Genomic DNA, 13,468 nt, shown 5'->3' with positions numbered 1-13,468 from the left:
CAATGGCAGGATCTGCGCCCACCGTTTCCGTTTCAGGCCGGTCGCCGCGCCCGCCCGGCCCGGCGCAGCCCGTCTTGCCGTTCGCGCAAGGGCAGCGTAGTCGCGGTGACGATGTTCCCCGCCATCCACGCCCCCCGCCTCCCGCTTGCCGCTACGGCGCTCGCGCTTCTATCGCTTGCCGCATGTGCGACTCCGCAGGAGCGACCCGCCCCCGCCGCCGGCTTCGCCGCCAGCGCCTGGCCCGCCGCCTGCGAGGACTGGGACGAATGGGACAAGCCCGGCCCGCCGTTCCGCATCCACGGCAACAGCTATTACGTCGGCACGTGCGGCATCGGCGCGATCCTGATCGCGGGCGACGCAGACGGGGCGGGCCACGTCCTCATCGATACCGGCACCGAAAAGGGCGCCGATGTCGTCCTCGCCAATGTCGCGAAGCTCGGCTTCAATCCCGCCGACATCCGCGTGCTGCTGATGACGCACGAACATCACGACCACGTCGGCGGCGCGGCGAAGCTGCTGGCCGCGACCGGCGCCACGCTGAAGGCGAGCGAGGTTGCCGCGGCCGCCATGCTGCGCGGCAATGTCGCGCCTGACGATCCGCAGGCCGACATCCACCCGGCGATGCAGCCGGTGGCGAAGGCGGAGGTGATCGGCCCCGGCCAGCCGGTCGCGCTCGGCGACATCCGCGTCACCATGGTGCCGACGCCGGGCCACACGATGGGCGCGACAAGCTGGCAGTGGCGCTCGTGCGAAGGGGCGGATTGCCGCACCATCGTCTATGCCGACAGCCTTTCGGCGGTGAGCGGCGACGACTACCGGTTCAGCGACCATCCCGACTATGTCGACACGTTCCGCCAGGGCATCGCCGCGCTGGCCGCGCTCGATTGCGACATTCTCCTCACCCCGCACCCCAGCGCCAGCGAGATGCGCGCCCGCATCGTTTCGGGCAGCCTCGTCGACAGCGACGCCTGCCGGTCTTACGCCGCCAAGGTCGGTCGCGCGCTCGACGAACGCCTGGCAACGGAGGCGGCGAAGTGAGCTGGAAACTGACCGCCTTCGCCCACCGGGATGTGGTGCAGGCCGCGCTCGTCGCGCACGAGGAAGCGTGGGACTGGGATGCCGAAGTCGTCCTCACCGGCTCCGAAATCGCCGAGGACAGGCCCGAGGACTGGGTGCTGGAGGCATATTACCCGCGCCGCCCGACGAAGGCCGACAAGGCGGCGCTGGCCGCGTTGTTCGGCGGCGAGGCACCCGCCATCGAGGCTCGGAAGCTGCCCGATGCCGACTGGGTGACGCTGTCGCAGGCCGACGTCACGCCGATCCGCGCGGGCCGCTTCCACGTCCACACTCCGGACTTTCCGGCCATGCGAGAGAACGGCACGACCGATTTCGTCATCCCCGCCAGCCAGGCCTTCGGCACCGGCCAGCACGAGACGACCGCAGGCTGCCTTGCCATGCTAACCGAGATGAAGGCGGCGGGCGTGGTGATCCGCAACTATGCCGACATCGGCACCGGCACCGGCCTCCTCGCCTTTGCCGCGCGCGACCTGTGGCCGATGGCGTTCGGCACGGCGAGCGACATCGACCCGGTCTGCGTTTCGGTGGTGGAGGACAACGCCGCCGGCAACGGCGTGCCGCTGGGCGGCGGCGCGGGCGAACTGGTGATGACCGTCGCCGCCGGCACTGACAGCCCGGTGATCGCGGGGCGCGCGCCCTACGACCTGCTCATCGCCAATATCCTGGCCGGGCCGCTGGTCGAACTGGCGCCCGATTTCGGACGGGCCGTGTTGCCGGGCGGTCACCTGCTGCTGGCCGGGCTCCTGACGACGCAGGAGGCGGCGGTGCGCCGAGCCTGCTTCCGCGCCGGTTTCCGCCTTGCCCGCCGGATGACCAACGGCGACTGGTCGATCCTGTGGCTGCGACGCCGACCCGACCGATCATGGCCCGGTCGCTGAGGGCGATCCGCGCGCTCTTCGGCTGGCTGGCGCTGGCCGTCGGGCTCTATTTCGCGGCCGGGTGGGTCGGCTCGTCGGTTCCGGTCAATCGCGATTTTGTGCCTTCGGACGCGCCCGACGCCGTCACCGTCATCGTCGCCACCAACGGCGTCCACACCACCATCGCGATGCCGTTGCATGGCCCGGACATGGACTGGAGCGGCACCTTTCCCACCACCGACACGGCGGACCCGTTCCGGCCCTATACCCACGTCGCGGTGAGCTGGGGCGAAAAGGCGGTGTTCCTGAACACGCCGACCTGGGCGGACCTGTCGCCGCTGACCGTGCTGCGGATCGTCGGGCTGGGCGGCGAACCGCTCTACCACGTTGAGTTCTGGGTGCGCCCCGCGCCATCGTCCGATTTCCGCCCGCTGCGCATCAGCCGCGAACAGTATCGCCGCCTCGTCCGCGCGATCGTGCGCGACCTGCCGCCGCCGGGGCCAGGACGGCGGGCCTATCGCGGCTATGCCGAACACGACGTCTTCTACGACGCGCACGGCCGCTACACCGCCTATGCAACCTGCAACGAATGGATCGGCGAAACCCTGCGGATGGCCGGGATCAGGACCGGCGCGTGGACGCCGTTTCCCGGCGGCGTGATGAAATGGGTGCCGCCGATTTCCGACGCGTCGGACGACTGATCGCCATTCAACACCGGTTCACCGCGCCGGGCGCAATCCGGGCCATGCGCAAGATCATCCTCCCGCTCGCCCTTCTCGCCATCTGCACGCCTGCCATCGCGCAGGACCGCGACGATCGGGGCGACGCCGCCGCCGATTACGCCAGCCGCGAGGGATGCGTCCTGCCCCAGGCCATCGCGCCCAGCTTCAACAACAACGCCGCGTCGATGGAACAGATGCGCATCGCCGCCGTCACCGTGCGCCGGGCCGCGAACCGGCAGGGCCTGAGCTCGCAGCGGATCTGCGGCAGCGAGCACGATCCGCGCGCGCTCGACGGCGAAATGACCATGGGCGCGCCGCAGGAGGTGCCGCAGGACGAGGAGCCGGGCATGGCCGACGAGGGTCAGCTCCGTGACGAGCGCGACTACCGCGACTGACTCCGCAAGACCAGGTTGGTCTACAGCGCCAGCCGGACGAGGTGCTGGCGCTCGCTGAAATCGCCGACCAGGGCGAAGTTCAGGTCGACGTAGAGCTTGAGCGGGCCGTGATAGTTGCGGGCCGGTCCCGCGGCGTTGCGGGCGGGCTTTGCCTCCACCCATTCCAGCCCGTCCTCGCGAAACCCGGCAATCGCCCGTTCTAGCAGCGCGCGCGCCACGCCCTGCCCCCGCACGCCCGGAGCGACGAGGAAGCAGGTGATCATGCCCGTGCTCTCGCCCGGCTTTCCCGGAATGTCGTCGCCCCGGAACGCGGCATAGCTGTCCTTGCGCGCCGCGTTGAGCCAGCCGATCGCGCGCCCGTCCCGCACCGCGAGCCAGCCGCGCATGGTGCCTTCCGCGATGAGCGCGCAGGCCGCCGGGCGGTTGGTCGCCCCGTCGCTCTCGTCCCATTCGCCCATGCTGTCGTCGAAATGATAGCACCGGCAATAGCACCCGGCCCACTCGGGATTGTCGGCAAAGCCTTCGCCATCGAACAGGCCCATGAACAGCCCGGCGCGTTCGGGCGTCAGCGGCACGATGTCGTAATCGCCGGTCTCCTTGGGCATGCCCTCTCCCCGAACCCTATCCCGCCGCCGCGACGATTTCGGCCCAGGCCGCCTCGTCGATGACCTCGATGCCCAGTTCCGCCGCCTTCTTCAACTTGGAACCTGCACCCGGCCCTGCGACGACGAGATCGGTCTTCGGGCTGACCGAACCCGCCGCCTTCGCGCCCAGCCGTTCGGCCTGGGCCTTGGCCTCGTCGCGGCTCATCGTTTCCAGCTTGCCGGTGAAGACCACCGTCTTGCCCGCGACGGCGCTGTCCTTAGTTTCGATCACGTAGGGCGGCGGATCGGTTTCCGACAGCAGGTCGTCCCAGACCGCCTTGTTGTGATCCTCGTGGAAGAAGTCGCCCAGCGCCTCCACCACCACCGGGCCGACGCCATCGATGCTGGTCAGTTCGGCCACCGCCACACCAGCCTCCTCGCCGCCGGCGTTGCGCGCCTGTTCGGCCGCTTCGCGCAGCGCGGGCAGGGTCGTGAAATGCTTCATCAGGTCGCGTGCGGTGACCGCGCCGACATGGCGGATGCCGAGGCCGAACAGAAGCCGCGCGGCATCGGGCCTGCGCTTCGCCTCGATCGCCGCCAACAGGTTATCGACAGACTTGTCCTTCCAGCCCTCCAGCCTGAGGATATCGTCGCGCCGCCGGCGCAGGCGATAGATGTCGGCGGGGCTTTCCAGCCAGCCGAGCGCGAAGAATTCGTCGATGGTCTTCTCGCCCAGCCCCTCGATGTCAAGCGCGGCGCGGCTGACGAAGTGCTTCAGCCGCTCGGTCCGCTGCGCCGGGCAGATCAGCCCGCCGGTGCAGCGCACGTCGACCTCGCCTTCCTCGGCCACCGCCTCGCTGGCGCAGATCGGGCAATGGTCGGGGAAGCGGTATCCGCCGCGCGGCTCGTCTCGGGTCAGGTTCTCGACCACTTGCGGGATGACGTCGCCGGCGCGCTGCACCACCACCCGGTCGCCGGGCCGCACGCCCAGCCGGGCGATCTCGTCGCGGTTGTGCAGCGTCACGTTGGACACCACCACCCCGCCCACCGTCACCGGGGTCAGCCGCCCGACCGGGGTCAGCTTGCCGGTGCGCCCGACCTGAATGTCGATCGCCTCCAGCGTGGTCTCGGCCCTTTCGGCGGGAAACTTGTGGGCCAGCGCCCAGCGCGGCGCCTTGGCCACGAAGCCCAGCCGCTGCTGCCAATCCAGCCGGTCGACCTTGTAGACAACGCCGTCGATGTCATGGGGCAGGTCCGCCCGCGTCCGCCCGATCGCGCGGTAATGCGCCAGCATCGCCTCCAGCGTCTCGCACCGCACCAGCGCGGCGGAAACCGGCACGCCCCAGTCCGCGATGGCCCGCATCACCTCGAACTGGCTCTTGCCGGGCACCGCGCTGGCCGCGCCCCAGCCGTGGGCGAAGAAACGCAAGGGGCGCTGCGCGGTGACGGCGGCGTCCTTCTGCCGCAACGAGCCGGCGGCGGCATTGCGCGGGTTGGCGAAGATCTTGCCCCCCGCCGCCTCCTGCGCCGTGTTGAGCGCGAGGAAATCGGCCTTGGCCATGAACACCTCGCCGCGAATCTCGAAGACTTCGGGCACGTCCGCGCCGCCCAACTGCTGCGGGATGTCGGCGATGTGCGCAACGTTGGCGGTCACGTCCTCACCCACCTGACCGTCGCCGCGCGTCGCCGCGCGCACCAGTCGCCCGCCCTCGTAGCGCAGCGAACACGACAGGCCATCGATCTTGTCCTCGGCGGTAAAGGCCACCGGCTCACCTTCCGGCAGCGACAGAAAGCGGCGCACGCGGGCGACGAAGTCGGCCACTTCCTCGTCGGCGAAGGCATTGTCGAGGCTCATCATGCGAACCTCGTGCGTTACTTTCGACAGCGGCGATGCGGCAACCTCGTGCCCCACGGCGCGTGACGGGCTGTCATCGCGCACGAGATGGGGAAAGGCGTCCTCGATCGCGGCGTTGCGGCGGACCAGCGCGTCGTAGTCCGCGTCGGAGATCTCGGGCGAATCCTCGGCATGGTAGAGCCGGTTGTGCCGCGCGATCTGCCGGGCCAGCCGCATCAGCTCGTTCGCGGCCTCGGCCTCGCTCATCTCTCCCGGATCGGTCACGCGCATCGTCCTGTCAGCAACATGCATGGTATCTAGCCGCCGGGGCGCGGAAATACAGGGGGACCGGAGCGGTGACCGACAGGATTCTCAAAGCGATGGCCAGCGCGGCCATCGGGCTGATGGCGTTGTTTTATGTCGCGCACAACATCGCCAACCTCGGCGCGGCACAGGCCTTCTTCATCTACACCACCAGCCACGCCGACCAGGTCGCCTATCCCGTCACCCTGCTGCCCGTGCCGCCCGCGCCGCTAATCGCAGTGGCGATGGCCGCGGTCTTCGCGCTGGAGGCGGCGGCGGGATTGCTCGGCCTGTTCGGGGCATGGGCGATGTGGCGGGCGCGGCGCGCCGACGCTGCGACCTTCTTTCACGCGCGCCGGTGGGCGAAGATCGGCATGGGCTGCGCCGTGCTCAACTGGTGGGGCCTGTTCCAGGGCGTGGCCGTCGCCGGATACCAGCTGTGGCAGATGCCGCAGGGCGCGGGGCCGACGACCGGATCGTGGATCTACGGCGCGATGGCAATGATGACGCTGATCTATCTCTCGCTTCCCGAAGACCGCCCCGCCGCCGCGGCATCGGCCTAAGCTTCCAGCAACCGCTCCGCCTGCGCGCGCGCCTCCGGCGTGATTTCCGCGCCCGACAGCATCCGCGCGATCTCCTCCTGCCGCCCGTCCGCGTCGAGCAGGCCGACCGAGGTGCGCGTCACCGTGCCCTCGCTCGATTTCGCGATCATGTAGTGGCCATTGCCCCGCGCCGCGACTTGCGGGCTGTGAGTGACGGCAAGCAACTGCCCGCCGGAGGCAAGGCGCGCCAGCCGCTCGCCGATGGCGCTTGCCACCGCGCCGCCGACGCCGCGGTCGATCTCGTCGAAGATGATGACCGCCGCGCCGCCTTCCTCGGCCAGCGCGACCTTGAGCGCGAGGATAAAGCGCGACAGTTCGCCCCCGCTCGCGATCTTGGCCAGCGGCGCGAAAGGCGCGCCGGGATTGGTCGAGATCAGGAATTCCACCGCGTCCATGCCGTGCGGACCCCACTTGTCCTCGCCCGTGCGGGTGACCAGCGTCTTGAACTTCGCGGCATCGAGCTTGAGCGGGGCCAGTTCCGCCGCGACCGCCTGGTCCAGCCGCTTGGCCGCCTCCACCCGCTGCGCCGACAGGGTTTCGGCCAGCGCCCGGTAATGCGCGCCGCTGTCGAAGGCGGCGGCCTCCAGCGCCCTGATCCGCGCCTCCCCGCCGTGGATCGCTTCCAGCGTAGCGCGCAGGGCGGCCATCCTGGCGGGCAATTCGTCGACCGTGCAGCCGTGCTTCCTCGCCTCCGCCCGCAAGTCGAACAGCCGCGTTTCCACCGCGTCCAGCCGGGCGGGGTCGAAGCTCAAGGCATCCAGCGCGCGATCGACCGCCGCTTCCGCCTCGCCGCCCTCGATCAAACAGCGGTCGAGCGCGGCAAGCGCATCGGCCAGCGCCGTGTGCTCACCCGCGATCCGGTCCAGCCGCCGCGCCGCCGCGCGCAGTTGCGCCAGCGCGCTGTCGGACCCGGCAAAAAGGTGCTGCAAGTTGGAAAGGTCGTCGGCCAGCCGCTCGCCCTTCTGCATGTCGGCCCGCTCTCCGGCGAGCGTTTCCTCCTCGCCTTCCTCCGGCGCGAGCCGTTCCAGTTCGGCGAGATGCGCCGCCGCCAGTTCCTGTTCCGCCGCGGCATTGTCCGCCGCCGCGCGCGCCTCGGCCAGCGCTGCCTCGGCCGCCTGCCACTTGCGCCAGGCGTCTGCGACGCCCGCCTCGTCCGCCGCGGCATAGCGGGTCAGCAGCGCGCGGTGGCCGCGTGCGTTGACCAGCCCACGATCGTCGTGCTGCCCGTGCAACTCGACGAGGAACGGCGCCAGAGAGCGCAAGGTCGCCACGCCGACCGGCTGCCCGTTGACGAAGGCCTTGGACCCGCCGTCCGCCTTCACGTTCCGGCGCAGGACCAGCGCCTCGCCCGGCTCGATCTCCACCCCCGCCTCCTCCAGCGTGTCCGCCATCCCGGCGGGCAGGGTCTCGAACTCGAAAGTCGCGGTGACGCTCGCCTGCTCCTCGCCATTGCGGACCAAGCCCGAATCGGCGCGATTGCCCAGCACCAGCCCCAGCGCGTCGAGCAGGATCGACTTGCCCGCCCCGGTCTCGCCCGTCAGCACGCCAAGCCCGCGTGCGAAGGCAAGGTCCAGCGCCTCGATCAGCACGACGTTGCGGATGGCCAGTTGGGTTAGCATGTTCGCTCTATGTCCTAGCCGCGCGGCCGGCGCCAGTCAGCCCGTTTCCACCGCTTCTCCCCGTTGCCGCACAGCCGGTCCCGCGCTTGTCCACAGCTTCCTGCACAGGCGTGTCACAAGTCCGTCACAGCGACGCACAACCGTAACGCCGCCGTGCGAAACGCGCCTCGATGGAAACGGAAACGATCCGGAATGCATGGGGGCAAGCGGACATGAAATTCGATTCCCTGAACGACAGCGTCATTTCCCGGCACGATCCCCTGGGTCGCAAGGGCATCTTCACCCACCTCGGCCGCGAGGCCGCCGCCTTTTCCCTGCCGGGCCGCGCCCCGGACTGGCTCAACCTGCCCGACAGCGACTCGCCCGAAAGCGGGGGGCCGCGCGGCTTCGTGCCGAAGCGTCGCTTCCGCAGCGTGTTCATTTCCGACATCCACCTCGGCACGCGCGGCTGCAACGCGGAACTGCTCCTCGATTTCCTCCACGCGATCGAGTGCGAGACGCTCTACCTCGTCGGCGACATCGTCGACGGCTGGCGGCTGAAGAAGGGCTGGTACTGGCCCGACGCGCACAGCGAGGTGGTCCGCCGCATCCTGAAACTGGCGCATCGCGGCACCCGTGTGATCCTGATCGCGGGCAACCATGACGAGATGCTGCGCCACTATGCCGGCATGCACTTCGGCGGGATCGAGACCGCGCTGGAGGCGGTGCACGTCACCGCCGACGGCCGCCGCCTGCTGGTGACGCACGGCGACGCCTTCGACGGGGTCGTGCTCTATCATCGCTGGCTCGCCTTTGCCGGGGACAAGGCCTACGATCTGCTGCTGCGCGCCAACGGCTGGTTCAACGCCGCGCGCCGGGTGCTGAAACTGCCCTACTGGTCGCTGTCCGCCTACCTCAAGCACCGGGTCAAGAACGTCGTCCAGTTCGTCTGCGACTTCGAGGAGGCGGTCGCCCACGCGGCCCGCGAACGCGGCGTCGACGGGGTGGTGTGCGGCCACATCCACTGCGCCGAGATCCGCCGGATCGGCGACATCGAATACATGAACGACGGCGACTGGGTCGAAAGCTGCACCGCCTTGGTCGAGGACGCGCATGGCACCTTCACCATCCTCGACTGGGCCGCCGAAGTCCGTGCCCGCAAGGCCGGGCCCGCCTTCCAGCCCGCCGTGCCTGCCATCAACGCCGAAAGGGAACCTGCATGAGCGTCCGCACCATCGCGCCCGGCGGCGCCTTTCCCCGCCGCATCGCCATCGCCACCGACGCGTGGCGGCCCCAGGTCAACGGCGTCGTCCGCACGTTGGAGGAAACCATCGTCCGCCTGATCGCGCGCGGGCACGAGGTGCTGGTGCTCTCGCCCGACCAGTTCGCCAGCGTGCCTATGCCGTTCTACGGCGAGATCCGCCTCGCCATCGCGCCGACGCGCGGCGTGGGCCGGGCCTTGCGCGAATTCGCGCCCGACATCGTCCACATCTCGACCGAAGGGCCGATCGGCTGGGCGGCGCGGCGTTTCTGCCTCAAGCGCGACGTGCCCTTCACTTCGGCGTTCCACACTCGTTTCCCGGACTATGCCGCGGTGCGCACCGGGCTTTCGCCCGAGCGGTTCTGGCCGGTCATGCACCGCTTCCACGCGCACAGCCGCGCCGTGCTCTGCGCCACGCCCAGCCTGCGCCGCGAACTGATCGGGCGCGGCATCGGCCCGGTCGTGCCATGGTCGCGCGGCATCGACGGCGGCCTGTTCAACATGGAGGCCGGCCCTGATCCGGCGATCCGCGCGCTGCCCGGCCCGGTCCTGCTCTACGTCGGGCGGGTCGCCCCGGAAAAGGACCTTGATGCCTTCCTGCGCTGCCGGCATCCCGGCACGAAGGTCATCGTCGGCGACGGCCCGGCGCTTCCCGCGCTGAAGGCCCGCTATCCCGATGCGGTCTTCGCCGGGCGGCTGACCGGCAAGGCGCTGGCCAGCGCCTACGCCGCCGCCGACTGCTTCGTCTTTCCCAGCCGCAGCGACACCTTCGGCCTCGTCATGGTCGAGGCGCTGGCATGCGGCGTGCCGGTGGCAGGTTACCCGGTGCAGGGCCCGATCGACATCGTCGGCAGCGACGGTCACGGCGGGCGCGGCGAACTGCCCCATCCGGTCGGCGCGCTGGACGAGGATCTCGACGCGGCCATCGCCCGCGCGCTGACCTGCGAGCGCGAGCATTGTGCCCGCCATGGTCGCGGCTTCAGCTGGGATGCGGCGACCGACCAGTTCGTCGGCGCGCTTGCCGCCGCGATGGCTAACGAGGACCTGATCGCGGCCTGAGCCGCCCGGTCGGCCCCGCTGGTTACCGGAGAGTGCCGGGCTGCGGCAGCGCGGTGCGCGCGACGCGGCCCGCGCGGGTGCCGCCCTTGTACCCGTAAGTCCACGCCCAGCGGCCCGAAAAGGCCTGGAGCGGAACGTAGTCCATCACCCGTTCCGCCCCCTGCGGCGCGTCGATGCGGTTATCGAGAATCCAGGTCCGGTTCTCGTGCCGCACGACCGCGACCGCGTGGTCGATCTGCCGCCCCGTATCGCGCACGACCAGCAGGAACAGGTCGTCAATGGCAAAGCCCGAGCGGGCCAGCAGCGCGAGCTTCAGGATGGCGAGATCCTCGCAGTCCCCCTGCCGCCGCCGCAGCGTCTCCATCGCCCCGGCCCAGGCATCGCCGCCGGCATCGTCGACATAGCGCACCTCGGCATTGACGCGGGCGTTGACGAGGCCGAGCGGGCTGGCCCCTCCGGCAAGCCCGTGCGCCAGCGACAGCACCGCCCCATCGCCCTCCTCGAGATCGAGCAACCCGCCCTGCCGCCAGCGCGCCGCGATCGGCCCGTTGCCGACCGGCAGGGCATAGAATCCAAAAAGGTGGGGGTCGTCGGGCCGCATCGGCTCTGGCGCGCAAGGGGGCAGCGGCGGGGCCGCATCGCCCTCGCCGCCGGGAACGACGAAGCGGAAACCGGTCGCGGGCAGCGCCAGCGTCGCTTCGAGGACGCCATCGACCATCGCGGCACAGGGCGGCGGCGCGTCGGGCGCAAAGGGATCGGCCACCAGCGGCGCGGCCCCGACCCCGACCCCGACCCCGGCCCCGACCCCGACCCCGGCCATAACCAGCGCGATCAGCGACACGTCATCGGATCCGGCGCCATGCGCACCCGCGGTCAGCCCGGCTTGCGGAAGCGCATCACGAACTGGTCGGTCCGCCCCTTCATCGGCCCGGAATAGACGCTGCCGGTGCGGTCGTCCTCCGCGTTCTTCAGCACCGCGCTCGATCCGTCGTAGAGAAAGCCCGCGCTCTCCACCTCGCGCCGGACGAGGTCGGCATCGATGCGGTGGGTGGTGTCGGTGGCGGAAGCGCCGCTGCCGTCGGGGGCCGAATGGTCGAGCACGACGTAGACGCCCCCCGGCTTCAGGAGGTCCATCACCATGGCATTGGCGGCGCGCCCGTCGAAACCGGGCAGGTTGTGGAAATCGTGATAGTTGCGCGAGGTCCAGACGACGTCGAACCGTTCGGCCATATCGGCGGGAACAGGACCCGCCAGCGGATAGCTCGCCACCGAAAGCGCAGGGCCCGAAAGCGCAGGGCCGGACAGCGCCGCCTGCAGCTTGCGCGCACCTTCGAGCGGGGCGTAGCGGTTGCCGGCCATCTCTTCCGGCACGTAGAACGCGAGCTGGCCACCCGACCCCAGCGCGGGCGCGAACAGGCGCGAGAAATAGCCGCCGCCGGGCATCATCTCGACCACCGACATCCCCGGCCTGATCCCGGCAAAGGCCAGCATGTCGGCAGGCTTGCGCAGCGGATCGGCGGCCATGTCGGCCTCGGTCCGGCCGGTGGAGGCGACGATGGCGGCGTAGTCGGCCGGGCTGGCCGCGGCGCGAGCGGCACTTTGCCGTGCGGTGCTTTCGAGGGGCGGCGCCTGGTCCGGCCCTTCGGCGGTGCATCCGGCCAGCAGCAGAGCAGCCATGGATGGGAGCGTAACCGATGAAGAAATTGTTCGCCGCAGGCCTCTCCGGCGCATGGATGGTTCGCTGGAAATGCCGATCATCGCTGTGTCCCGGTCATCCGGTTCCCTTCCCGTCGTGGCCCCCGCGGCGGTTTGTCGCACCGCCGGCGCCGGTTGGCAACCACCCCCCGGCGCCATCAACAGGCGCAAGGGCTGGCCACGCTCAGTCCCAGCGCAGGTGCAGTTCGGTAAAGGCGCCGACATTGCCCGCGCGCATCCGTGCCGGGCGGTCGGGATCGAGCCGGAATTCGGGCATGGCCGAAAGCCATTCCTCCAGGAAGACGATGGCCTCCATCCGCGCCAGCCCCGCCCCGACGCAGCGGTGGACGCCGTTGCCCATCGTGGTGTGCCGCACCGGGTTCAGCTCGCGCGTGAAATCGACTCGTTCGGGATCCTCGAAGCTGGCCGGGTCGAGGTTGTGGAGCACGCTGGCGAGGTAGATCAGATCGCCCTCCTTCATCGTCACCCCGTCCATCTCGACATCGCAGGTGAGGTTGCGGGTGACCGCCACGGTGGGATAGCGCCGCATCAGCTCGTCCGCCGCCGCCGGGATGATCGCCGGGTCGGCGCGCAGCAGCGCCTGGTCGTCAGGGTTGCGGGCAAGGTGCGCGGCGATGCTGCCGAACATCGCGACAACGGTGTCGAGCCCGCCGAACAGGAGGTTGCGGCACATCCGCTGCGCTTCGGAAAAGGTCCAGGCGCGCCCCTCGATCGGCACCGACAGGATGCGGCTGAACAGGTCGTCGCCGGGATCGGCCAGCCGCGCCTCGACATAAGGGCGCAGGTATTCGTCGGCGGCATCGCGCAGCTGCGTCACGGTCATGCTGCCGTCGGGCCGGGTCAGCTGCTGGCCCAGCGGGCGCAGGCGGGCGCGGTCCTCCACCGGCACGTCGATCAGCGTCAGGAAGACGTGGATCGGCACGATCTCGGCAAAGGACTGCATGAATTCGCAGGCGCCCTGCGGCTTCAGCCCGGCGATCAGTTCCCGCGTCACCGCGCGCACGAGCGGGGTCATCGCCACCATGTGGCTGTTGCCGAAACCGCGCATCACCGCGTTGCGGAAAGGCTTGTGCTCGGGCGGGTCGAGCTGGAGCGGGATGAATTCCATCACTTCGCCCAGCCCCGGCACGACGGCGAGCGATTCGCTGGAGAAACGGCCGGCATCGCCCCAGATCTCGCGCACGAGATCGCCGCGGGTCGGCAGCCAGTGCCCGCCGTTGGCCGTCGTCCACGCCAGCGCCGGGATCGCCGGGTCCCGCAACGCCAGCCACGCGGCGAAGTAATCGCGGTCCGCGCCCGGCGGCGCGAAGATGTCGAAGTCGATGACCCGGTCCGCCGGAACGTGATCCGGGATCGTGGCGGGGTCTGCGCTGGTGGCCATCCTGGTCTCTCCTTGTCGCAGGGGAGCTTAGGATGACGGCCGCGCCGCCTCACCTGACCAATGCGCTAAGGCCCGGCCC

13 protein-coding genes are annotated in these 13,468 nt (G+C 70.2%); 7 read left to right on the top strand and 6 right to left on the bottom strand.

The genetic code is table 11. The annotated features are described in order from the left end of the window. Positions 1 to 111: 111 nt before the first annotated feature. From bla to J2X37_RS08470, 4 genes are read left to right on the top strand one after another with little or no spacing between them, the layout of a single operon-like run. Positions 112 to 1,038, top strand: a complete 927-nt coding sequence (bla, locus tag J2X37_RS08485; RefSeq protein ID WP_310019981.1) for a subclass B3 metallo-beta-lactamase — start codon at positions 112 to 114, stop codon at positions 1,036 to 1,038. Continuing rightward, the gene (locus J2X37_RS08480) at positions 1,035 to 1,955 is read left to right on the top strand and encodes a 50S ribosomal protein L11 methyltransferase (RefSeq protein WP_310019979.1); all 921 of its coding nucleotides are present in this window, start codon (positions 1,035 to 1,037) and stop codon (positions 1,953 to 1,955) included. Before bla ends, J2X37_RS08480 begins: the two co-directional genes overlap by 4 nt. Further along, positions 1,913 to 2,635: a TIGR02117 family protein gene (locus J2X37_RS08475; RefSeq protein ID WP_310019977.1), complete on the top strand. Its 723-nt coding sequence runs from the start codon at positions 1,913 to 1,915 to the stop codon at positions 2,633 to 2,635. The genes J2X37_RS08480 and J2X37_RS08475 overlap by 43 nt, the downstream gene beginning before the upstream one ends. 44 nt (positions 2,636 to 2,679) lie before the next feature. After that, on the top strand, positions 2,680 to 3,051 hold the full coding sequence (locus J2X37_RS08470; RefSeq protein ID WP_310019974.1) for a hypothetical protein: 372 nt from the start codon (positions 2,680 to 2,682) through the stop codon (positions 3,049 to 3,051). Between the two features lie 20 nt (positions 3,052 to 3,071). Here the strand turns inward: J2X37_RS08470 and J2X37_RS08465 are convergent, their stop codons facing one another. Together J2X37_RS08465 and ligA are read right to left on the bottom strand one after the other, a co-directional pair. Further along, a complete protein-coding gene (locus J2X37_RS08465; RefSeq protein WP_310019972.1) occupies positions 3,072 to 3,656 on the bottom strand; it encodes a GNAT family N-acetyltransferase in 585 nt (194 codons plus the stop codon). Positions 3,657 to 3,672: 16 nt separating this feature from the next. Further along, a complete protein-coding gene (gene ligA / locus J2X37_RS08460; protein ID WP_310020360.1) occupies positions 3,673 to 5,736 on the bottom strand; it encodes an NAD-dependent DNA ligase LigA in 2,064 nt (687 codons plus the stop codon). An 89-nt stretch (positions 5,737 to 5,825) separates the two neighbouring features. On the opposite strand from ligA, the gene J2X37_RS08455 reads away from it, so the two are divergent. Then, the gene (locus tag J2X37_RS08455) at positions 5,826 to 6,335 is read left to right on the top strand and encodes a DUF2165 family protein (protein ID WP_310019970.1); all 510 of its coding nucleotides are present in this window, start codon (positions 5,826 to 5,828) and stop codon (positions 6,333 to 6,335) included. Here the strand turns inward: J2X37_RS08455 and recN are convergent. Beyond that, complete coding sequence (recN, locus tag J2X37_RS08450; protein WP_310019968.1) at positions 6,332 to 7,993, bottom strand: DNA repair protein RecN; 1,662 nt, start codon at positions 7,991 to 7,993, stop codon at positions 6,332 to 6,334. The genes J2X37_RS08455 and recN overlap by 4 nt on opposite strands. 212 nt (positions 7,994 to 8,205) lie before the next feature. Here recN and J2X37_RS08445 point away from each other — a divergent pair, with 212 nt between their 5' ends. Together J2X37_RS08445 and J2X37_RS08440 are read left to right on the top strand one after the other, a co-directional pair. After that, entirely contained in the window at positions 8,206 to 9,195 is a 990-nt protein-coding gene (locus tag J2X37_RS08445) for a UDP-2,3-diacylglucosamine diphosphatase (protein WP_310019965.1), read from the top strand. Continuing rightward, positions 9,192 to 10,292 carry a glycosyltransferase family 1 protein gene (locus J2X37_RS08440; protein WP_310019963.1) on the top strand — a complete coding sequence of 367 codons (1,101 nt, stop codon included), beginning with the start codon at positions 9,192 to 9,194 and terminating at the stop codon, positions 10,290 to 10,292. The genes J2X37_RS08445 and J2X37_RS08440 overlap by 4 nt, the downstream gene beginning before the upstream one ends. Before the next feature lie 22 nt (positions 10,293 to 10,314). Here J2X37_RS08440 and J2X37_RS08435 read toward each other — a convergent pair whose 3' ends face one another. The 3 genes from J2X37_RS08435 to J2X37_RS08425 form a co-directional block, all read right to left on the bottom strand. Continuing rightward, positions 10,315 to 11,133: a transglutaminase-like cysteine peptidase gene (locus J2X37_RS08435; RefSeq protein WP_310019961.1), complete on the bottom strand. Its 819-nt coding sequence runs from the start codon at positions 11,131 to 11,133 to the stop codon at positions 10,315 to 10,317. A 32-nt stretch (positions 11,134 to 11,165) separates the two neighbouring features. Then, positions 11,166 to 11,969: a methyltransferase gene (locus J2X37_RS08430; protein WP_310019960.1), complete on the bottom strand. Its 804-nt coding sequence runs from the start codon at positions 11,967 to 11,969 to the stop codon at positions 11,166 to 11,168. 202 nt (positions 11,970 to 12,171) lie between these two features. Beyond that, positions 12,172 to 13,389: a cytochrome P450 gene (locus tag J2X37_RS08425; RefSeq protein ID WP_310019958.1), complete on the bottom strand. Its 1,218-nt coding sequence runs from the start codon at positions 13,387 to 13,389 to the stop codon at positions 12,172 to 12,174. Positions 13,390 to 13,468: the final 79 nt, after the last annotated feature.

Origin of the sequence: Croceicoccus sp. BE223 (assembly GCF_031457155.1) — a bacterium.
Lineage (GTDB): Bacteria > Pseudomonadota > Alphaproteobacteria > Sphingomonadales > Sphingomonadaceae > Croceicoccus.
The sequence above is the reverse complement of the archived record's forward strand: the minus strand, read 5'-3'. Positions and strand labels throughout refer to the sequence as shown.